This window comes from Peribacillus sp. QJM3NY_7 (genome assembly GCF_056173225.1).
Genome location: NZ_CM149663.1, coordinates 5,450,328 through 5,471,392 on the forward strand (window position 1 = coordinate 5,450,328; position 21,065 = coordinate 5,471,392).

General features: G+C 43.2%; 20 protein-coding genes. 5 read left to right on the top strand and 15 right to left on the bottom strand.

Features of this window, described 5'->3' with window-relative positions:
• Nucleotides 1–133: 133 nt before the first annotated feature.
• From AC0VX1_RS26390 to AC0VX1_RS26420, 7 genes are all read right to left on the bottom strand, one after another.
• The gene (locus tag AC0VX1_RS26390) at nt 134–1,318 is read right to left on the bottom strand and encodes a NupC/NupG family nucleoside CNT transporter (protein WP_475469568.1); all 1,185 of its coding nucleotides are present in this window, start codon (nt 1,316–1,318) and stop codon (nt 134–136) included.
• Between the two features lie 263 nt (nt 1,319–1,581).
• Complete coding sequence (locus AC0VX1_RS26395) at nt 1,582–2,028, bottom strand: hypothetical protein (protein WP_475469569.1); 447 nt, start codon at nt 2,026–2,028, stop codon at nt 1,582–1,584.
• A gap of 115 nt (nt 2,029–2,143) precedes the next feature.
• Entirely contained in the window at nt 2,144–3,382 is a 1,239-nt protein-coding gene (locus AC0VX1_RS26400; protein ID WP_475469570.1) for a sensor histidine kinase, read from the bottom strand.
• A gap of 10 nt (nt 3,383–3,392) precedes the next feature.
• Nucleotides 3,393–4,064, bottom strand: coding sequence for a response regulator transcription factor (locus AC0VX1_RS26405; RefSeq protein ID WP_034316054.1), 672 nt, complete (start codon nt 4,062–4,064; stop codon nt 3,393–3,395).
• 108 nt (nt 4,065–4,172) lie between these two features.
• Entirely contained in the window at nt 4,173–5,342 is a 1,170-nt protein-coding gene (locus AC0VX1_RS26410) for an ABC transporter permease (RefSeq protein WP_475469571.1), read from the bottom strand.
• Nucleotides 5,290–6,030, bottom strand: a complete 741-nt coding sequence (locus AC0VX1_RS26415) for an ABC transporter ATP-binding protein (protein ID WP_413007709.1) — start codon at nt 6,028–6,030, stop codon at nt 5,290–5,292. The genes AC0VX1_RS26410 and AC0VX1_RS26415 overlap by 53 nt, the downstream gene beginning before the upstream one ends.
• A 1-nt stretch (nt 6,031) precedes the next feature.
• On the bottom strand, nt 6,032–7,000 hold the full coding sequence (locus tag AC0VX1_RS26420; RefSeq protein WP_413021667.1) for an efflux RND transporter periplasmic adaptor subunit: 969 nt from the start codon (nt 6,998–7,000) through the stop codon (nt 6,032–6,034).
• A gap of 225 nt (nt 7,001–7,225) precedes the next feature.
• Here AC0VX1_RS26420 and AC0VX1_RS26425 point away from each other — a divergent pair, with 225 nt between their 5' ends.
• Entirely contained in the window at nt 7,226–7,564 is a 339-nt protein-coding gene (locus AC0VX1_RS26425; RefSeq protein WP_413021669.1) for a DUF485 domain-containing protein, read from the top strand.
• Between the two features lie 14 nt (nt 7,565–7,578).
• Nucleotides 7,579–9,117: a solute symporter family protein gene (locus AC0VX1_RS26430; RefSeq protein WP_034316065.1), complete on the top strand. Its 1,539-nt coding sequence runs from the start codon at nt 7,579–7,581 to the stop codon at nt 9,115–9,117.
• 105 nt (nt 9,118–9,222) lie between these two features.
• Here the strand turns inward: AC0VX1_RS26430 and AC0VX1_RS26435 are convergent, their stop codons facing one another.
• The 3 genes from AC0VX1_RS26435 to AC0VX1_RS26445 form a co-directional block, all read right to left on the bottom strand.
• Nucleotides 9,223–9,672 carry a threonine/serine exporter family protein gene (locus AC0VX1_RS26435; protein WP_413021670.1) on the bottom strand — a complete coding sequence of 150 codons (450 nt, stop codon included), beginning with the start codon at nt 9,670–9,672 and terminating at the stop codon, nt 9,223–9,225.
• A gap of 16 nt (nt 9,673–9,688) precedes the next feature.
• Nucleotides 9,689–10,444, bottom strand: coding sequence for a threonine/serine exporter family protein (locus AC0VX1_RS26440; RefSeq protein WP_475469572.1), 756 nt, complete (start codon nt 10,442–10,444; stop codon nt 9,689–9,691).
• 280 nt (nt 10,445–10,724) lie between these two features.
• Nucleotides 10,725–11,531, bottom strand: coding sequence for an alpha/beta fold hydrolase (locus AC0VX1_RS26445; protein ID WP_475469573.1), 807 nt, complete (start codon nt 11,529–11,531; stop codon nt 10,725–10,727).
• A gap of 166 nt (nt 11,532–11,697) precedes the next feature.
• Between AC0VX1_RS26445 and AC0VX1_RS26450 the strand changes: the two genes are divergently transcribed.
• Nucleotides 11,698–12,966: a dicarboxylate/amino acid:cation symporter gene (locus AC0VX1_RS26450; RefSeq protein WP_475469574.1), complete on the top strand. Its 1,269-nt coding sequence runs from the start codon at nt 11,698–11,700 to the stop codon at nt 12,964–12,966.
• A 115-nt stretch (nt 12,967–13,081) separates the two neighbouring features.
• The gene (locus AC0VX1_RS26455; RefSeq protein WP_475469575.1) at nt 13,082–13,753 is read left to right on the top strand and encodes a lysoplasmalogenase; all 672 of its coding nucleotides are present in this window, start codon (nt 13,082–13,084) and stop codon (nt 13,751–13,753) included.
• 84 nt (nt 13,754–13,837) lie between these two features.
• Here AC0VX1_RS26455 and AC0VX1_RS26460 read toward each other — a convergent pair whose 3' ends face one another.
• From AC0VX1_RS26460 to gltC, 3 genes are all read right to left on the bottom strand, one after another.
• Complete coding sequence (locus AC0VX1_RS26460) at nt 13,838–15,037, bottom strand: class I SAM-dependent rRNA methyltransferase (protein ID WP_475469576.1); 1,200 nt, start codon at nt 15,035–15,037, stop codon at nt 13,838–13,840.
• Between the two features lie 110 nt (nt 15,038–15,147).
• Nucleotides 15,148–16,140 carry a PTS sugar transporter subunit IIC gene (locus AC0VX1_RS26465; protein WP_413008141.1) on the bottom strand — a complete coding sequence of 331 codons (993 nt, stop codon included), beginning with the start codon at nt 16,138–16,140 and terminating at the stop codon, nt 15,148–15,150.
• Between the two features lie 406 nt (nt 16,141–16,546).
• Complete coding sequence (gene gltC, locus AC0VX1_RS26470) at nt 16,547–17,452, bottom strand: glutamate biosynthesis transcriptional regulator GltC (RefSeq protein WP_057278254.1); 906 nt, start codon at nt 17,450–17,452, stop codon at nt 16,547–16,549.
• A gap of 155 nt (nt 17,453–17,607) precedes the next feature.
• Between gltC and gdhA the strand changes: the two genes are divergently transcribed.
• On the top strand, nt 17,608–18,990 hold the full coding sequence (gdhA, locus tag AC0VX1_RS26475) for an NADP-specific glutamate dehydrogenase (RefSeq protein ID WP_475469577.1): 1,383 nt from the start codon (nt 17,608–17,610) through the stop codon (nt 18,988–18,990).
• A 194-nt stretch (nt 18,991–19,184) separates the two neighbouring features.
• On the opposite strand, the gene rbsB is transcribed toward gdhA, so the two are convergent.
• On the bottom strand, nt 19,185–20,105 hold the full coding sequence (gene rbsB, locus AC0VX1_RS26480) for a ribose ABC transporter substrate-binding protein RbsB (protein ID WP_413023651.1): 921 nt from the start codon (nt 20,103–20,105) through the stop codon (nt 19,185–19,187).
• Nucleotides 20,106–20,120: 15 nt separating this feature from the next.
• Nucleotides 20,121–21,065: an ABC transporter permease gene (locus AC0VX1_RS26485; RefSeq protein ID WP_034316083.1), complete on the bottom strand. Its 945-nt coding sequence runs from the start codon at nt 21,063–21,065 to the stop codon at nt 20,121–20,123.

The window sequence follows — 21,065 nt, forward strand, 5'->3', positions numbered from 1 at the left end:
CACTCCTGTCATTTTATGTATTATATATCAGCAAGCCAAGCACCTTCAAATTCAAAAACTCTACCTTGCGTAACAAATATAAAAGAGGCACTTAGGAGTAAACCCAAGTGCCCTTTTGTGTTAAATCCGTTATTTAAAGTATCACACTTACAATGATCGCTGATAGGATGCTGACAAGAGTCGCGCCATATAACAGCTTCAAGCCGAAACGGGCTACAACATTTCCCTGTTTTTCATGAAGTCCTTTGACTGCACCGGCAATGATACCAATTGATGAGAAATTGGCGAATGAAACCAAGAAAACCGAAACGATCCCTATCGTCCTTTCGCTCAAGGCAGCTGATGCTTCCCCTAAGCTCAGCATGGCAACGAATTCATTGGTTACCAGTTTCGTCGCCATGATTCCGCCAGCAGTCACGGTTTCTGAAATCGGTATACCCATGATAAAGGCAAACGGTGCAAAGATATACCCCATGATGTCTTGGAAGCTGATGCCGAAAATCATGTCGAATATGCTGTTGATCCCGGCGATTAAAGCAACGAAACCAATTAACATCGCCGCTACAGTGATGGCAACCTTGAACCCATCCATGATATATTCCCCAAGCATTTCGAAGAAAGACTGCTTCTCTGCCCCTTCTTCAACAGGGAGAATATCCTCTGCATCCGTTACGGTATAAGGATTGATAATGGATGCGATGATAAATCCACCAAACATGTTAATAACAATGGCCGTCACAACGTACTTTGGTTCAATCATCGTCATATAAGCACCGACAATCGACATCGATACAGTTGACATGGCTGATGCACAAAGCGTATACATGCGAGATGGCGGAATGGCACCGAGTTGTTTTTTCAAGGTTATGAAAACCTCGGATTGGCCTACTATTGCTGATGCAACCGCATTGTAAGATTCCAATTTACCCATCCCATTCACCTTACTTAGAATGAATCCAATCCACTTCATGATGAACGGAAGGATCTTGAAGTGCTGTAAAATCCCGATTAATGCGGAGATGAATACGATAGGAAGAAGGACATTTAAAAAGAAGGGCGATGCTCCTTCATTTACAATCCCGCCAAATACAAAGGTGATCCCTTCATTTGCCCATTCCAAAAGTTTTCCGAAACCATCGGCAATTGAATTGATGATCACTAAGCCAAACTTCGTGTTTAATAATAAATAAGTTAAAACAAGCTGAATGACCAACATGAGGATGATCGGTTTTATTTTAACTTTCTTCCGGTCACTGCTGACTAAGATAGCTAGTCCAAAAACAATAAGCAGTCCTAAAATTGCAATCAGAAATTTCATATATTCTGCCTCCACTAAGGGTGAATTTAATGTTCGTGCATTAATAGTAGGATACCCTCAAATAATTTATGCAAACGTTTTCTCTTTCATCCAAAATACATGTACGTACCTCTCCAGAAGTCTATATTAAACTAATATTTTTTTTAGTGCAATTATTATTTCCCTTTTTAAAATAACAATTAGTGACAATAATGGGTTTCGTGAATTAAAAAAGAAGGCTCACTTCGAAAGGAACCTTCTCTTGCCTAAATAATATCGACTATTCAGGCAGCTGTTTTTCTTGTAATCACCGTTGTCGCTAATCCTGCCCCCCCGATTACAAAGATGATGATGGATGCGGCCAAGCCACCTGCCCCTTGATAAAAGTCGATGAATTTCCCAGCAAAAGAGTCTCTGCCTTGATAACCTCCGCCGCTTGGCATTTCTCCTGGAGTCCCGGAACCATTAGGCCCCCCTTGTGGAGTGCCCTGCGTATCATTAGTTGCCGTTTCCATCGATGAATCATCTGTCTCCGTACTGCTATTAGCCGATTCCTCCGAATCCGATTCTGTTGTGTTTCCGTCGGCAGGCTGCCTCATCACCGCCTGTCGATTCATGGGCTCATTGCCGCTGCCATCCACATACATCATGATCCCGATGACTGCTTGGGCCATTAAGAGGACCGAAACCAATATTCCAACCAAAAAGTGTAACCTACCAAGTCTTTTCATCAATGATTCTCCTCCGAAAATAAATGTATTTATAAGATGATTATCTAAAAAGACCCTTAATTTTTCCTTAAGCAGCAAGGAAGAAAGTAAGGGTCTTTTTCGTATTGGATGTCAGCTAATTTTTCCTTTGATTTCTCGGAAAAGTGATTTCAAAACGGGTCCGTTCATTCTGCTCACTTGTAACCTTGATGTTCCCTTGATGTGTGTTTACAATCCATTGGGCTATGGATAGACCTAAGCCAGAGCCTTCATTTGCCGAACGGGATTGCTCCACTTGGTAAAAACGATTAAAAATCAAGGGGAGTTCTTCCTGTGGAATGCCTATTCCATTATCTTCTACAGTAAGAATGATGGATGAAGCATTCTTGATGCAGGAAAGGGAAATCTCCCCGCCTTCCTCGGTGAATTTCATGGCATTATCCACCAAGATCACCAATAGCTGATGAATTCTCTCTTTATCCCCATGAAACACTACCTGTTCGGGAGCATGGCTAATGATTGATTTCTCTTGAAAAGAAGCTATATCCGTATACTGTTCCACGATATCCATAAGTAGATCATCAAGGAAAAAGTTCGATTTCTTAACCTCCATTTGATTCGAATCCGTTCTGGTCAAGGTCAAAAGTCCGTTAACAAGCTTATTCAATCGGCGGACTTCTTTCGAAATGATGGATATATCAACGGCTTTTTCCTCGATTGTCGCGTTAGGTGATTGAAATAGCAAATCAGCCCGCGATTGAATGACAGCAAGCGGCGTTCGAATTTCATGCGAAGCATCCGAGACAAACTGCTGCTGCTGATCCCAGGATTTCTTGACCGGGATCAAGGCCCGTCCTGCCAGAAGATAGCCAGCGCCCACCGCCACTAGACTTCCAATTCCTCCACCAACAAACAATATGAGCAGCAAGCGATCGAGCATTTCCTTTTCTGTATCCACATTCCTGATGAATTGTACGGCCATCTCTCCATACCCTGTATCGACCTGGGTGGAAAGGGCCCGATACGTATATCCATTCACTGAAATTTCTTCAATGTCATCAAAAGTTTTAGGGAAAAATTTTTGTTCATTGACCTTAAAAAAATTATCTACACTCAGTCTTGGCTCAATGATCGTATCATCCGGCCCCCAAACGATGACGCTTGGCCCCGGTCCTAAGAGAAACTCACCTTGCGGACGTCCGCCTGGCATGCCGCCATTATTGAAATCCCGGTAATCCTTTATAAGTGAATCATTGACATCCTTATAGATCTGGTCTTCCGTATAGAAATAAATCGTTCTGCTTAATATGGCTATTAAGACAATAAAGACGATAGAATTCAATATTGTTAGTTGAAGCCTTGTTTTTTGGAACATAATGATCCCCTTATGGTTGTTTTAGCATATAACCAATACCCCGAACGGTTTGAATATCTTTATGATAATTGAAAGGTTCCAATTTTTTTCTAAGGTGATGGATGAACACTTCCACAATGGCAATCGTCGTATCTGAATCAAACCCCCAAATGCGGTCGAAAATCTGCTCACGGGTCAATATTTTACCATTATTTTGAATCAGGTATTCCAGTAATTCAAACTGTTTCAAGGTCATTTTAATGACCTTTCCATCAACCAAAATATCCTTTTCTTTTTCCAACAGTTCAATATTACGGTATTTCACATGCTGTTCTAGCGAAATAATGCCACTCCTTCGAAGCAGGGCACGAATCCTGGCCTTAAGTTCCGGTGCCTGAAACGGCTTGACTAAATAATCATCGCCACCCATTTCCAACCCTCTGACACGATCCTCAAGTGCATCTTTTGCCGTCAAAAACAAGACACTTGTATCTATTTTTGCTTCCCTGATTTTCCGTACGATTTCAAATCCATCGATTCCCGGAAGCATTACATCCAAAATGATGATATCGTAAATACTTTGTTGAGCCATGAATAGCCCATCTTCCCCATTATCCGCTGTATCGACTTCATATTCATCCGTCAAAATCTGTCGGATCGACTCTAATAATGAAACATTATCTTCTACCACCAAAACCTTCATGCAGGGTACCTCCCAACCGCCTCAATTGTGATATATGTTGATTTTATCCTTTTTCATATGCAAAAGAAAGCGGGCTTTTAATGCCTGCTTCCTTTCAAAATGGTATGTTCATTCGTGACGCAGTGCCTGGATTGGATTTAATTTGGATGCCTTATTGGCGGGAAATACACCAAACATTATCCCGATTAAAATGGAGAATAAAAAGGCAAACAATGTCACCGTCCATGAATAACTAATCGTTAAACTTGAAAAAGCTGAAATCAATTTTGCGATTCCCAAGCCAATTCCAACTCCCAACAGTCCCCCGAAGCAGCTCAGGACCATCGCTTCAATTAAGAACTGAAGAAGAATCGACTTCCGATTTGCCCCAATTGCTTTCCTGATCCCGATTTCCTTTGTCCTCTCCGAGACGGAAACCAACATGATATTCATGATCCCGATTCCGCCTACCAGTAACGAAATACTGGCAATACCGCCAAGCATAAGTGTGAACGTGTCCGATACAGAGCTCATTGTATCCATCAGATCTTCTTGATTGGACACCGAGTAGTTATCACTCTGTTCTGGGAATGATGTAGTCATCGCACCTTGTACCTGGTACATTGCCCAATCCATGATATTCTCGTTCTCCGCTTTTAAATAGACAGTTCCGATTGTCGTGCTGCCTGTAGCCCTTTCGGCAGTGGTGATAGGTGCAATGATGACATCATCCCCGCTCGATCCCATTGAGGTGCCTACCGATTTCAGGACACCGATCACGCGATAGGAAACACCGCCGATAAGCACGTTCTGGTCCACGGCTTTTTGATTTTCAAAAAGCGTGGTGGCTGTATCCGACCCCAGGACAACGACCTTGGAGCGTAATTCCGTTTCCATATCCGTCAAAAACCGGCCTTGACTGAGCTCTAGATCCCTGACTGATAAGTAGGAAGAAGTTGCACCGGTCATTGAAACCTGCGCCGTAGCTTCTCCGTTCTTGGCATAAACGCGTCCAGTGACCACAGACGCCACTTCCGATATCCCGCTCAGCTCTTTAAACTGTTCAATTGTATCATCGGTCAGCTCCACGGAGTCGGTATCCGTGACACTTACCGTTATCAGGTTCGTTCCCAGGCTATTGATTTCCTCCTGAACGGACTGTGAAGAACCCTGCCCAATCGAAACCAGAACGATTACGGAGGCAACTCCAATTATGATCCCAAGCATGGTTAAAAATGCTCTGACTTTATTGGTTTTGATACTGCGTATTGCCATCTTCATTGATTCGCTCAGATTCAATCCAATCACCCCCGTTTTCAAATAGCTGACCATCCTGTATCCGGACGACACGAGTCGCTTCTTTAGCCACTTCCAAGTCATGGGTTATAAGAATGATTGTTTGTCCCTTCCCGTTCAATTCTTTCAGCATCTGCAGCACTTCTTTACTCGTTTTACTATCAAGCGCCCCCGTCGGCTCATCCGCTAATAAAACGGGAGGATTACCGGCAAGTGCCCTTGCAATCGCAACTCTTTGCTGCTGTCCACCCGACAGTTGGGTCGGCAGATGATTCTTCCGGTCACCAAGGCCCACCATATCAAGGCACGCATTGGCCACTTCTCTTCTTTCCTTCACGCTTGCCCCTCTATAAACCAGGGGAAGTTCGACATTCTCCAACGCTGTCAGTTTTGCCAGCAGGTTGAAATTTTGAAAGATGAACCCTATTTTAATATTACGAATGTCAGCTAACTCATTATCCTTCATCTTTTCCACTTCTTTACCATCAAGAAGATATTCACCTATGTCAGGCTTATCAAGGCAGCCAATCATATTCATGAACGTCGATTTCCCTGACCCAGAAGGACCGATGATCGAAATGAAATCGCCTTTATCGATTGTAAGACAGACATCCTGAAGTGCCTTGACCGTTTCACCGCCTAATTCATATGATTTAGACATGTTCTTAATTTTTATGATGGGTTTCGCCATTTTACTGACCTCCCTTTCCACTCGGCATTCCGCCACCGTTTGGCATCCCGCCGCTTGGCATTCCGCTGCCGCTCTGCATTCTTATCTCGCCTCCTTGGCCTCCCCTCATTCCTTCGCCGCCGCTGCCAGTGGAGCTTTCATTGATGGTGATAGGCAAGGAAACAAACTGTCCCTCTTCAAGCCCTGAAGTTATTTCAATATATCTATCGTTGCTGATTCCAGTCTCAACCACTTTCTTTGTACTGGCAGCTCCTTCAGTTGTACCGGATTGTTGTATATTCACATATTTCTCTTCCCCGTCGATTTGGACTGCTTCAATCGGAACATATAAGGCATCTTTTACACTATTCGTCAAAATGCTCACTTCAGTCGACATCCCAATTTTTATATCGCCGGGTTTGTCAATTTTGATAGTGACATCGAATGAAGAAACTCCATTCTCATATGTACCTTCCTTTGCTACACTGGTTACTTCCCCTGTAAACGTTTCATCTTCAAAGGCACTGGCTTTAATATCAACCGTTTGTCCTTTTTTAACACTTGGAACATCCAATTCATCAACACTGATCGTGGTTTTCAATTTTTTATAATCCGTGACATGTGCCAACACTTCATTGCTCGATACACGATCCCCTTCTTCAACTTCCATTGTTGTAACGGTACCATCGAATGGGGCCGTTATCGGGTCACTTCCATCCGTGAAGGTAATAAGTTCATCACCTTTCTCAACCAATTCATTCTTCTCTACAAGGACTTCGTCCACTTCACCCGTTACGGAAGATGTAATGTCCTCACTATTGATTGCGGCGACCGATCCGGAACCGCTTATTTGCACTTCAAGATCTCCCTTTTCAACTGTAGCCGTCACCGATTTCGCAATGACAGGCTCAGCATTGTCCTTCATGAAAAACCAAACGCTTCCCCCAATCGCCAGCACTAAAACCGTACCTATCACTATCAACTTTTTCATCACTTTTCTCCTTTCAGGTTTCCTTCGTTGAAACCAGTATCGTGAAAGAAGCTTAACTTTTCCTTAATGGTTTTGCTTGTGCGTAAAAAGAAAAAACTATGTCGAACGAAAAAAACTTTAATTTCAGCATTTAAATTTACAATATATTCTGAAAAATATATACTGATACTGTTATCGGAAATTGGTAATGAAAACCAAATCAATGATGATGAAGGGGGAACCAACTTGGCATCAAACGATTCAATCGCTAAGGAAACCGAGGCAAGCGCTTCCGCGGACTACACCAAGATCGTCCAATCACAATCTTTTCAAGAACTCTTAAGGAAAAAACGCAATTTCATCGTGCCGCTATCCATCTTTTTCATGGTCTTTTATTTCACCCTACCCATACTAACTTCCTATTCTAAAGTTCTTAACTCAATTGCCTTCGGGGCAATCAGCTGGGCCTGGATTTTTGCCTTCGCCCAATTTATCATGACCTGGACATTATGCATCCTCTATTCCAGAAAAGCGGCGACATTTGACCAATTAGTAGAAAAAATCGTTAAAGAAGCGAAAGGATAAAAGGTGAATTCACAATGAATATTCTTGCTTTTATATTATTTCTTATCATTGTCGGACTAACATTGGTCATTACCTATTTTGCTTCACGGCGCACCAAAACGACCGCGGACTTTTATACGGCGGACAGCAGCCTCACTGGCTGGCAGAATGGCTGGGCCATTGCGGGAGATTATATGTCCGCCGCCTCATTTTTGGGAATAGCCGGCATGGTCGCACTCTCCGGATTTGACGGTTTTTTCTATAGCATAGGTTTTCTGGTTGCGTACCTGGTCGTTCTTTATATTGTGGCCGAACCGCTTCGTAACCTTGGCAAGTATACATTGGCGGACATGATCGCTGCCCGTTTCAATGAAAAGAAAGTACGCGGGGTTGCTGCCCTTAACACCATTTCGATTTCAACCTTTTATATGATCGCCCAATTAGTCGGTGCAGGTGCCCTTATAAAACTCTTACTTGGAATTGATTATCTTTACTCCGTCATCATTGTAGGTATTTTAATGACCGTATACGTCGTTTTCGGCGGTATGACGGCCACCAGTTGGGTCCAAATCGTTAAAGCCGTTTTATTGATGGCAGGGACATTCATCATCTCCATCATCGTGTTGGCGAAATTCGACTTTAGCGTGATCGAGATGTTCAGGCAGATGAAAACAGCCACCCCTTTGGGCGGGGATTTCCTTAACCCCGGTAACAAATTCAAGGATCCATTGGATACTTTATCCCTTAATTTAGCGCTTGTACTCGGTACGGCTGGACTACCTCACATTCTTATCCGTTTCTTTACGGTGAAAGACGCCATCACAGCCCGAAAGTCAGTAGTATATGCCACTTGGATCATTGGCATCTTTTATATAATGACCATTTTCCTCGGCTTTGGAGCGGCAGCCTTTGTCGGTTATGACAAGATCATAGCCGCTAATGCGGCCGGCAATATGGCTGCTCCGCTGCTTGCAGAAGCCATTGGGGGAGACTTCCTGTTCGCCTTTGTCTCTGCCGTTGCTTTCGCTACCATTTTAGCGGTTGTGGCAGGTCTCGTTCTATCGGCAGCATCTGCTTTTGCCCATGACTTCTATGGCCACATCATCCGGAAAGGTCAAGCCACCGACAAAGAACAAGTCGTTGCTGCTCGTTGGGCATCCATCGGAGTATCCATCCTTTCCATCATCCTGGCCTTATTTGCCCAAAACATGAATGTCGCCTTCCTTGTTTCACTCGCCTTTGCTGTCGCTGCCAGTGCCAACCTGCCCATCATTGTCTTCACGGTATTCTGGAAACGTTTTAACACGACTGGGGCTGTAACAGGCATGTTAGTTGGACTGGTCAGTTCTTTATTGCTTGTATTCCTAAGTCCCAATGTCTGGTCTCCGGTGGAGGGAGCGGCAATATTCGTTGGGGAACCATTATTCCCGCTTGCCAACCCAGGCATCATCTCCATCCCGATTGGTTTTATCGCAGCCATCGCCGGAACACTTCTGTCAAGCAAGAAAGCTGATGCCAAAAAATTCGACGAAATTTTGGTTACTGCCAACACTGGGATGAAAGATCCTATATAAACTAGATTCATTATTATTTTAAAATATCAAAAAGAGAAAGGAGATCAGGCTTCGGCCTGCTCTCCTTTCTCTTTATTCAGAACATACTCATCAGGAAGATTCCCGTTAACTTCTCAATCTTACCTTCCTTCTATTGTACTTAGTTACTAACTGGTTCATGACTTCTGCAAAGATCAGTCCCATCGCAATGGAACCAGCCAGCATGAAAACTTTGGCTGCCAGCTGAACGGCGACATAAAAATCATTTCCGACAAAGTGCTTCATCGCATCATACGACAAACCTCCAGGCACGAGGGGGATGATTCCCGATACATTGAAAATCGTGATCGGCGTTTTATATCTTTTAGCAAAATACTGGCTGATGACCGCAACGATAAATGCAGACGCTAATGTTGCAATGATGCTGTTTATCTCATTTTCAACCAGAGCATAGTATAAGATCCACCCCAACATCCCTACGAAACCACATTGAAACAATGAATTCTTTGGTACATTGAAGATGACTCCAAAGGCGGCTGAGGCAATGAAACTTGTAATAAGCTGTGCAATCATCATTCTTCCTCCCCTAAAATCATAAGAAAACAAACGCGGCCGATATTCCTGCCCCAATGGCTAAAGCAGTCAAACCAGCATCCGCACCCTTGGATAGACCCGAAACCAAATGCCCTGCAATTAAATCCCTGGCTGCATTCGTTATTAATAGTCCTGGCACAAGCGGCATCACCGCTCCGATGATTATCGTGTCCAAATTACTCCCTGCTCCAATCTGGACAAAGAACATAGCCACTAATCCTACGACTAAAGAGGCGATGAATTCAGCAAAAAAACGGACTTCCAGTAACCTGTGCAAATAAAGCAGGCATGAGAATCCCATTCCTCCAGCTATGCAGGACCAGATGAAATCACTCCACTGTCCTTGGAACATGATTAAAAAGCAGCCGCTCGCTATAAATGCAGCAAAGATCTGCACCCACATGGGATACCCCATCCCGGCCTTTTCGATTTGTTTTAACCGTATATATGCTTCCTCCGGTGTCATTTCCTTGCTGGAAATGCTTCGGGATATACTATTAACCAGCGTCACCTTATGTAAATCTGTAGATCGTTGGGAAACCCGGATCAATTTTGAAGCTGGGTGCATGCCATCCAGCGAAAAAATAATTCCTGTAGGGGTTGAAAAACTGTGTGATTCACCGCACCCAAATGCTGCAGCGATTCTAACCATCGTATCTTCCACCCTTGATGTTTCCGCTCCGTTCTGAAGCATGATTTTCCCCGCAAGTAAACATACATCTATAATTTCATTGTATGGTAAACGATCATCCATTTTATCCTCTCCATTACTTCCTGCATGAGTTTCGCTCAATAACAGATAAATGATCACACCAATTTAAATCCACCTCATAATAGCCCAATTCCTATGAAAAGGATATATAAATATTACCTATTTAATTTATCAATTCCATTAACCTTCACTACTATCCCCTAATACCAGTATTCCCCTTATTCCATGCCGAAACCATTTAGTTAGAAGAAAATTCAATTATATCCATAATTAAAAGAGTGCAGACACGGTCACTGCATCCCCCTTTTCCTATCCTGTACGACTATACTCCCTTTTGAATGAAGCAATTCACGGTTTCATTAAACAAATCGCTTTCTTCCATGAACGGACAATGGCAACTATCTTCAAAGATTACTAGTTTGGAATTCGGAATGTTTTTATGCAAATGTTCCCCAGCTGCTACAGGAATGACTTTTTCATGCCTTCCAAAACAGAGAAGTGTAGGTACATTGATTGCTGGCAAGAAGTCACGATAGTCCACAATCGATTGGTCAAATAGAATGCTGCCAGCAATGGATTCCGGCATTTTGGTCACTTCCCCAAGCATCCAGCCTGCATCCTCTGAAGATAATTCATTGTTGAACATGGAATCAAGGAATTTATTCAAAAATGGGGTACGATTCGTTTGAATTTCTGTCATGAAGGCAATCAACGTTTCCATATCAAATGCACCGATATGAAAATCGGGCCACTTAAAATCAGAGGCCAATTCATCCACAATCACAGTTGAATGAACATTTCCCTCACCGAATTGCTTAAGATAATCCCAAACGACAAATGCCCCCATCGACCAGCCTACAAGTATGACATCCTTTAATCCCAGTTCACCTATGAACGCATGAAGATCTTTTGCATAAACGGAGACCGTATTTCCGTAATGTATATGATTTGACTGGCCATGACTTCTTAAATCAAGCAATATCGTTCTATATTTTCCAGAAAAGTACGGCAGCTGCCTTTTAAAGAACCGGCTGCTCATCCACACACCATGGATAAAGATAATCGGTCTCCCCTGGCCCTTTTCTTCATAAAATAACCGAACGCCTTCTTCCACCTCAACAAATGCCATTCTATCCCTCCTTCTCGATATTTTCACCATCCATCCCCCATTATTATTTATTGCCTTTATTCTTTTAACATTCCTTCCTATAAAAAAATATTGTCAAACCCGATTTTAGAGTTGATAATGAAGTATATTTTTATTGATATCTTCATCCTGAAAGGACGGAATTTAAATGAAGAGCTTTATCAAAAACTATCGATCCTCTTTAATACTGCTCACTGCCATCATTATCGGTGGGATAGCGGGCGTGGTTTTCGGGGAGAAAACCTCGATCATACAGCCGCTAGGGGACTTATTCTTAAATCTGATGTTCACGATCATCGTGCCATTGGTATTTTTCAGCATTGCTTCAGCGATTGCCAATATGAGCGGAATGAAGCGTCTCGGAAAAATCATGGGAAGTATCGTTCTCGTTTTCCTGACAACAGCCGCTTTAGCTGCCGTCATTGGATTTATTGGGACAACCATCGTCAATCCGTTGGAGGGCACTGATACGACAGCCATTAAAGAACTGATGGAAAACAGTTCCCCTGAAGAGACCATCGAAGAAGTTTCCTTCTTCAGTCAACTGGTCAGCACTGTAACCGTTTCCGATTTTCCAGAACTGTTCTCCAGAAGCAATATGCTTCAGCTTATCGTTTTCTCAGTATTAATCGGACTTTCCACTGCACTGGCTGGTGAGAAAGCAAGACCGATTACTGAGTTTTTGACAGCAGGTACAGCTGTCATGATGAAGGTCGTCAAAATCATCATGTACTATGCGCCAATTGGACTTGGCGCTTACTTTGCGGCGATTATCGGGCAGCTTGGGCCTCAGATTTTAGAAGGATATGCTCGCACTTTCATTCTTTATCTAGTCTTGGCCTTGATTTATTATTTCGGCTTCTTCACTTTGTATGCCTTTATCGCCGGCGGGAAAGATGGAGTTAAACTATTTTGGAAAAATGCCCTGACACCATCCATTACAGCCATCGCAACTTGTTCAAGTGCCGCGTCCATTCCAGTCAACCTGGAATCAGTCAAGAAAATGGGCGTGCCTAAGGATATAGCGGAGACTGTCATCCCACTCGGAGCCAACACTCATAAAGATGGTTCGGTATTCGGCGGTGTATTGAAAATCGTTTTCCTATTCAGCTTATTTGGAAAGGATATGACAAGCATTTCAAGCATTTTAAGTATACTTGTTGTTGCCTTTTTGGTTGGAGCTGTTATGGGTGCCATTCCTGGGGGAGGCATGATTGGGGAAATGTTGATTCTTAGCGTATTCGGCTTCCCTGTGGAAGTCCTGCCTATCATTGCCGTTATATCCACAATCATCGATGCTCCCGCTACATTGCTTAACTCAACAGGAAACACGGTTTGTGCCATGCTTGTCACAAGGCTTGTTGAGGGGAAAAACTGGTTAAAACAAGCTTTCGTTAAAGAAAACTCAGCCGTATGATTCTTATGACTGACTGGCTCCTGGTTAAAACAGGGGCCAGTTTTTTCATTTTCACGACTTTTGACAAGGGGTTCCTTCCCCTTGCATAGAATTAAAGATTGAAGGAGGGAATGGAATGTTAATGAAATGCCTACCTGCGGCAATCCTTATCACGGGACTATCCTATATTTTTCTTATACCGGAAGAGCCTTTGATCATAAAAATACTGTTCAAGGTACTCCCCATGTTATTGATTTTGCTCTACGCCCGCACTACTGTAGGAAGACGGGGTCATTACCAATCCTTAATCCTTCTTGGTTTATTCTTTTGCATGTTTGGAGATGGTTTGTTGATTTGGTTCGTCATCGGGCTTTCCGCCTTCTTGATCGGCCACCTTTTCTATATTTCGGTATTCTTTGGACGATGGAACTTTTCATGGCTCCGATTTGCGACGATTCTTCCGATTAGCATTTACTCCACTTGGATTAGCCGTGAAATGCTACATTCATTAATCGAAAAAGGTGAACATAACCTCATCATCCCTGTGATCTGCTATGTAACGGTCATCTCCCTTATGGGCTGGGCAGCATTTATGACCGGCAATGCGGCCGCAATCATCGGCGGGCTCCTCTTCATGATTTCAGACTCCATTTTATCTTGGAACAAGTTTATCGATGATGTTGCCTTTTCAGGTCCACTGATCATGCTTACCTACTATGCAGCACAGTTTTGCATCGCTAACAGCATTCGCAGGAAACCTTCCTTTCATGTATCGAGAGGTTTGAAAAGTGAACGGCCTATCCAGTGAATCTAATGTCCCATCGTTCCACATGAAACATTTTCATTATAAAAAAGGCATTCACAGTTCTGCTTGAACTGTGGACGCCTTATCTTATCCTTTAATTTTCTTAATGAAGACTACTTTTAAATAATTCCCTTCCTTATACTCAGGAATTGTTTTAAAATCAGCCGGCAATGAGAATTGTTCCATGATCTCATACTTTCCATTCATTTCCTTGAAAGCAACATCAATGAAGTTTTTGAATTTTTTCATGTCGAACGTACTGCAATTAGTTGAGGCGATAATGACACCATTGTCTTCCGTAATGGAAATGGTATCCTTCAGTAGATTCGTATAGTCTTTTCCGGCACTGAAAGTAAACTTCTTCGATTTGGCAAAGCTGGGCGGATCAAGGATGACCATTTCAAATTTCAAGGCTTTCTTCACCGCATATTTAAAATACTTGAAAACATCCATCACCACGATATTGTGAGCTTCGGGATCTATGCCATTCACACTGAACTGCTCGATCGTCTTTGGTAAACTTCGATTCGCCAGGTCGACACTCGTTGTTTTAACAGCACCGCCTAAAGCGGCAAACACGGAGAATGCCCCCGTATAGGAGAACATATTCAACACCGTTTTCCCTTTTGCGTATTCATCGCGGATTTTCCTTCTGACATCGCGTTGATCAAGGAAGACACCGACCATTGCGCCATCATTCAGATAAACAGCAAAATGGACTCCATTCTCCTTTACAATAAGCGGAAATTCCGGCTGTTCGCCCATGACAAAATCGTCTTCTTCCACGTACTGCCCCTTTGTATCAAAGCGTTTCTTCTGATAAATCGATTTGACTTCGACCGTTTCCTGCAATGCCTTAATGATGTAGTCCTTAAAGGAATATATTCCTTTGCTATACCAGCTAATGACATAGTGACCATCATAATGATCAATGATTAAACCGCCAATTCCATCACCTTCCCCATTAAACAAGCGGAAAGCTGTAGTCTCCCCATCTTCAAAAAAAGACTTTCGGAATTCATATGCAGCCTGGATTTTTCCGTTAAAGAAGGATTGATCGATCTTTTCATTCTCTCTTCGGGTCAATATCCAGCCATAGCCCTTATTCTGTATGCCATAATATCCTTTTGCCAGAAAGCGGTTGTTCTCATCCACCAAGCGCACCAAGGATCCCTCTTCCTGAAGGTCATTAAGATTGGCTATCGACTCTTTAACAATCAAGGGCAAACCCTTGCTGATTTTACTCACGAACTTAGCTTTCACTTTTATATCGATTTCTTTTCCCATCTATATCATCCTATCTTTGCAAATGCTTTCCTCCCCATTTTACCCTAATCCCCTTATAAATAAAAACCAGCCCGGTTCCTTAACCTGGCTGGTTTCCAAGAAAAATTTGATTATGAAACTTCCAAATGAAGATCGCCTGGCTTAACTTTACCCATCATCTTCAATACGCGATGTAAGGCAAGTGTGATCACAGCTGGCAATACCATCCCCACTGCCACATAAGTCAAGAATGTGTATAACCCCTGACCTGTTATGATGGCAATCGGGGCAATCATTGAACTTAACCCCATGCCTCCAAGCTCATACGGCACTTGAAAATCGAATGCCAAGGTAGCGATAGGTGCACAGATGATTGCCGCCACAAAAGGCGGAACTACATATAATGGTTTTTTGATTAAGTTAGGAAATTGAACTTTTGGCGTAACGACCATCTGCGCCAGGAACCCGCCCATATCATTATCTTTATAAGACATGACAGTGAACCCGACAAACTGAACCGTACATCCGATTAGGGCTGCAGCACTGGAAACAGGATCTAATTGCAGGGCGATCGCCAATGCGGCGGAAGACGCCGGTGTCATCAATAAAATGCTCCATACCAAGGCTATGACCATGGAACCGATTAAGGGAGAACCCTCGACCGCAGCAGTAGTTTGACTGCTTATCCATGTTAGGAGCGGAGTGGTGACAAGAGCCAGGCCATATCCCGAAACTCCACCGACAAGAACGGCACCCATTGGGATGGCCATGATGTCCAACTTCGTTTTGCCGATTATGCGCTTACCTATATATGTTGCAATCACCGCTGCCAAGACAGCACTTAGCGGCTGGCCCGTAACAATCGTGAAGGCACCCTCAGCCGTTTTGTGAATGGCAGCACCTCCAACAGCACTTGAAGCCATGGCGCTAAAAATAATTAATGAATTTCCTCCTAGCTGATAGGCGATTCCTGCTCCTAAAGCTGGTGCCAGCAAGACCTTCGCGGCCCCGCCTATTGCCAGAAAGACCTCCCAACCTAAATATCCCCCTATGGATTCAAACAATAACCCGATCCCTAATGTAACCAAAACAGCGTTGGCTATCCCCGTTGATGCCTTGTACATTCGATCGCTGATGTATTCTTTCCTGCTCACTATATCTCCACTCCTTATAAATTATCAGAATATTCAATTTAGGAAAATCGAAAAAAAATAAAGGTCTTCTTTTAAAAAGCCTAATAAGTATATCGTACCGCTGCCTGAATGTCTGTTAATGTCTGTTCGTATAATAACATGAATTTTCTGATAATGTAAGTAATATTTTTATTCTAAAAAAATAAAAGCGCTTTCAAAAATAAAGGTTTAACACATTACTGTTCAATAAAAATCAATAATTCATTATTTCAAAATAAGTTACCCCCTTTTAAGGATGCCTACATGGAAATATTTTGGAGCATTTGCGACAAAAAAAAGAACCCGATTAAGGATTCTCTCATTAGCTGTATTTATGCCTTTTCTAATAAATATCATCCTATTTTTGAAATCCTTCCAATTTGGCAAAAGTGTCCTTCAAATATTGGTAAAATAATTTCTCCGTTGGCATCAGTTCCCTATCAGTCGGAACGATGACTCCTACAGCCCTGGTAACGGAAGGTTCCTCCAGCGGCAATCTAACCGTAAAACGCGGCAAGCTATCGACTAAGGAAATCTCAGGTATCAAAGTTATACCCAGACCTGCCGCCACCAGGCCTTTTATGGCATCAGTATCTTTCCCTTCAAATGCCACTTCCGGTTCAAAGCCATGCAATTTGCAAGCTTTCATAACGAGATCCCTTAAAACATAACCCTTTGGAGATAAGATGAACGGATTTCCTTGAAGCTCATTCAAGGATAGTGATTTCTTCAGGGCCAAAGGATGGCTTTCTGGCAGAAGGGCAACTAAGTTCTCAATAAACAACGTTTCCCCTTTGATTTTCTTTTCATTCACCGGCAGGGGGCCAATCAAGGCCATGTTAATGTTTCCTTTAATCACAGAATCTATCAGGTAGCGATAGGAACCTTGTTTCAATGTGAATTTCGCCTGGGGGTAACTTTCCCTGAAGTCGGAAATGACCCTTGGCAATACATAAGAAGCCAAACTGCTGGGAAAGCCAATGCGGATTGTCCCTTTTTCCGGATCCAGACTTTCGGCCATCTCACGCTTGGCACGATTGATTATATCCATAGCTTGTTCCATATGAGATAAAAATGTATGGCCTATAGGCGTCAATCTAATCTTTCGGCCTTCCCTGATAAATAAGGGCACACCCAGCTCTTCTTCTAAATTGTATATTTGGCGACTGACAGCAGACTGGGCAACATGCAAATCCACTGCTGCTTCCGTCATATGTTCACGCTTTGCCACTTCAATGAAATATTCAATTTGCCTTAATTCCAATCTAAGCTCCCTCTTTCATATCAAAACAGCATGTTATTTATCTAATATTCAGATTGTTCGTTTCATTCTTAAATTATATCATGAAAGTATCATATAAAAACCGATAGACTTACCCTATTTAATATTTTATGACTTTAACTAAAGGAGAGAAAACAATGACCACTTCACAGGAAGTCGAACATGAGGAATTGCAGGTTGCCAGAGAGTTCGTAAGTCAAGTATACGCGCAGGTAAAGGAACGTAATCCTCACGAAAGTGAATTCCATCAAGCCGTAAAGGAGATATTCCTTTCATTGGTCCCGGTTTTTGCAAAACATCCAGAATATATGAAAAGCGGGATATTGGAGAGGCTTGTAGAACCCGAAAGAATGATCACCTTCCGTGTCTCTTGGGTTGATGACCTGGGAAATGTTCAAGTCAACCGTGGTTTTCGTGTGCAATTCAACAGTGCAATCGGACCATTCAAAGGCGGTCTCCGTTTCCACCCCACTGTCAATTCCAGCATCATAAAGTTTCTTGGTTTCGAGCAAATCTTTAAAAACTCGCTTACTGGCCAGCCGATCGGTGGGGGTAAAGGCGGATCGGACTTCGATCCAAAAGGAAAATCGGATGCGGAAATCATGCGTTTTTGCCAAAGCTTCATGTCGGAACTATCTCGTTATATAGGCCCTGATACAAACGTACCGGCTGGTGATATCGGAGTCGGTGCAAGGGAGATCGGTTACTTGTTCGGTCAGTATAAAAAGATGCAAGGCAGCTATCATGCCGGTGTTTTAACCGGTAAAGGCATAAGTTACGGCGGAAGTTTGGCCCGTACAGAGGCGACTGGATATGGAACGGTTTACTTTGTCGAAGAAATGCTAAAAGACAAAGGGTTACAATTCCATGGCAGCACTGTCGTTATCTCTGGGTCTGGCAATGTATCCATTTATGCCATTGAAAAAGCTACACAGCTAGGCGCTAAAGTTGTTGCATGCAGCGACTCCAATGGCTACATATATGATGAAAATGGCCTGAATCTTGATACAGTCAGACGTCTAAAAGAAGTGGAACGAAAACGTTTAAGCGAGTATGTCGATGCGCACCCGGAGGCTGTTTACCATGAAGGAAGCTACGGCATCTGGTCTGTACCATGCGACATCGCCCTGCCTTGTGCCACACAAAATGAAATCGATGAAGAAGCAGCAAAATTACTGGTCAAAAATAATGTGAAGGCAGTCGGTGAGGGCGCTAATATGCCTTCAACCCTTGAGGCCATTGATGTATTCCTTAATAACGGCATCCTTTTTGGACCAGCAAAAGCAGCTAATGCAGGCGGCGTAGCCGTGTCTGCACTCGAAATGGCCCAAAACAGTGCCAGGATGCCTTGGACTTTCGAAGAAGTCGATGCCAAGCTGCATCAGATCATGAAAAATATCTATAAAAACAGCATAGAGGCCGCCGAAGCATATGGTGCGCCTGGCAATTTAGTCGTCGGGGCCAATATTGCCGGATTCCTTAAAGTGGCGGATGCGATGCTGACTCAAGGTGTACTCTAGCAATCAATGGATGTAATGGGCGGTTCCGACACGGGGCCGCCTAAAAAAATGAACTACTTTTCTATCTCCTTTTATTGATATCATTTCAAGCTGAATATCCACACTAAGATCACATCAATGAGATCAAAACATTTCTTTCTCACTACAAAAAGAGTGCCGGAAGATTTCCGGCACTCTTTTTGTTTAGGAGACATTCACTCTTTGGTGACCAATTTCAATGGAACGGATATTGTGTCATCCACTTTGTCGCCTTTTAAGATCTTTTCAGCCGCATTAACTGCTTCTTCACCGATAAGTGCCGGTTGTTGGGCGATTGTAGCTTTTAGTTCACCGCTTTCAACTGCTTTCAATGCATCATCATTTCCGTCAAAGCCAACGACGATGATGTCTTTGCCTGCCGCCTTGATTGCTTCAATTGCTCCTAGTGCCATTTCATCATTATGGGCGAATACCGCTTGGATGTCTTTATTGCCTTGCAGGATATTTTCCATTACGTTAAGCCCTTTTGTCCGGTCGAATTCCGCCGTTTGACTTGTCAGGACTTCTAACTGCTTGTCCGCAATATTGTGGAAACCTTTCCCGCGTTCACGAGTTGCAGATGCTCCGGATACCCCTTCAAGTTCCACTACTTTCGCTTTTTCGCCAAGCTCTTTAACTAGATATTCTGCAGCCATTTCCCCGCCAGCCACATTATCGGAAGCGATGAACGTTTCAATGTCGCCTTCGTCTGAAGAGCGATCAATCGTGATAACGGGAATGCCCGCATCATTTGCATCTTTAACGGCTGAAGATATTGCCGCAGAATCAGTTGGATTCACAAGAAGGACATCAACCTTTTGAAGGATTAAATCTTCAATTCCGCTGATTTGTTTTGCGGTATCATCCTGGGCGTCAACAACTGTGACTTTCATGCCCCTTTCTTTTGCCTTTTTTTCAATGCCATCTTTTAAGGAAACGAAGAATGGGTTGTTTAAAGTAGAAATGCTGACCCCGACTTTTACGTCTTTCATCGAGTCTTTCTTTTCTTTTTTATCATCTGTTAGACCAGAATCCATTGAACAGGCAGCCAAGACCATTAAAGAAAGAACCATGATGATCGATACTATTTTTTTCATTGATTACACCTCTTCTTATGATTTTTTACGGTCAAGTAAGACCGCGATTAATATAACTGCACCTTTTACCACTTGCTGGTAGAAGGAGGATACACCAAGTAAGTTCATGCCGTTATTCAAGGTACCGATGATCAGGACACCCACCAGCGTACCGAACAACCGCCCTTTACCGCCTGAAAGGCTCGTTCCGCCCAGCACCACGGCTGCGATGGCATCCATTTCATAGGATTGTCCTGCCGTCGGCTGTGCCGAATTCAGACGTGACGTTAAAATGGCACCGGCGATTGCCGCCATCGTACCGGCCAGACCATATATGGCCACCTTGACCCGGTCAACTTTAATCCCCGAAATCCGGGAAGCCCTTTCATTTCCGCCGATGGCATATGTTTTACGGCCAAAGGATGTTTTATGAAGCAGGAACCATAGGATCATGAAAGCGATGATCATCACAACGGCCGGTACTGGCACTCCCAGGAAGTAACCTCTCCCAAGCATCTGGAACATAACGGAATCGCCAATGCCAGTAATCGGCTTTCCATCCGTGTACACAAGCGTTAATCCCCGGAAAATCGTCATGGTGGCCAGTGTCACGATAAAAGGGGCCATCTTACCCTTTGAAACGAGTATCCCATTGATTACACCCATTATTGCACCTAGTAGAATGCCTACCAATATTGCTAAAATCGGATCTAATCCCGAGACCATCATACCAGCCATGAGTGCGCTGGATAGAGCTAAAATGGAACCGACGGATAAGTCGATGCCGCCTGTCAATATGATAAAGGTCATTCCAAATGCAATAAGTGCATTGATGGAAGTTTGACGCAATAAATTCAAAATATTATTCGGTTCCATGAATGATGGATTTAAAACGGTTATTACGATAAATAAAAGTACCAGGGCGAGTAACGGACCAAATTTTTGCCAAATCCCGCTTTTCCCTGTAGCCTCAAGTTTCAT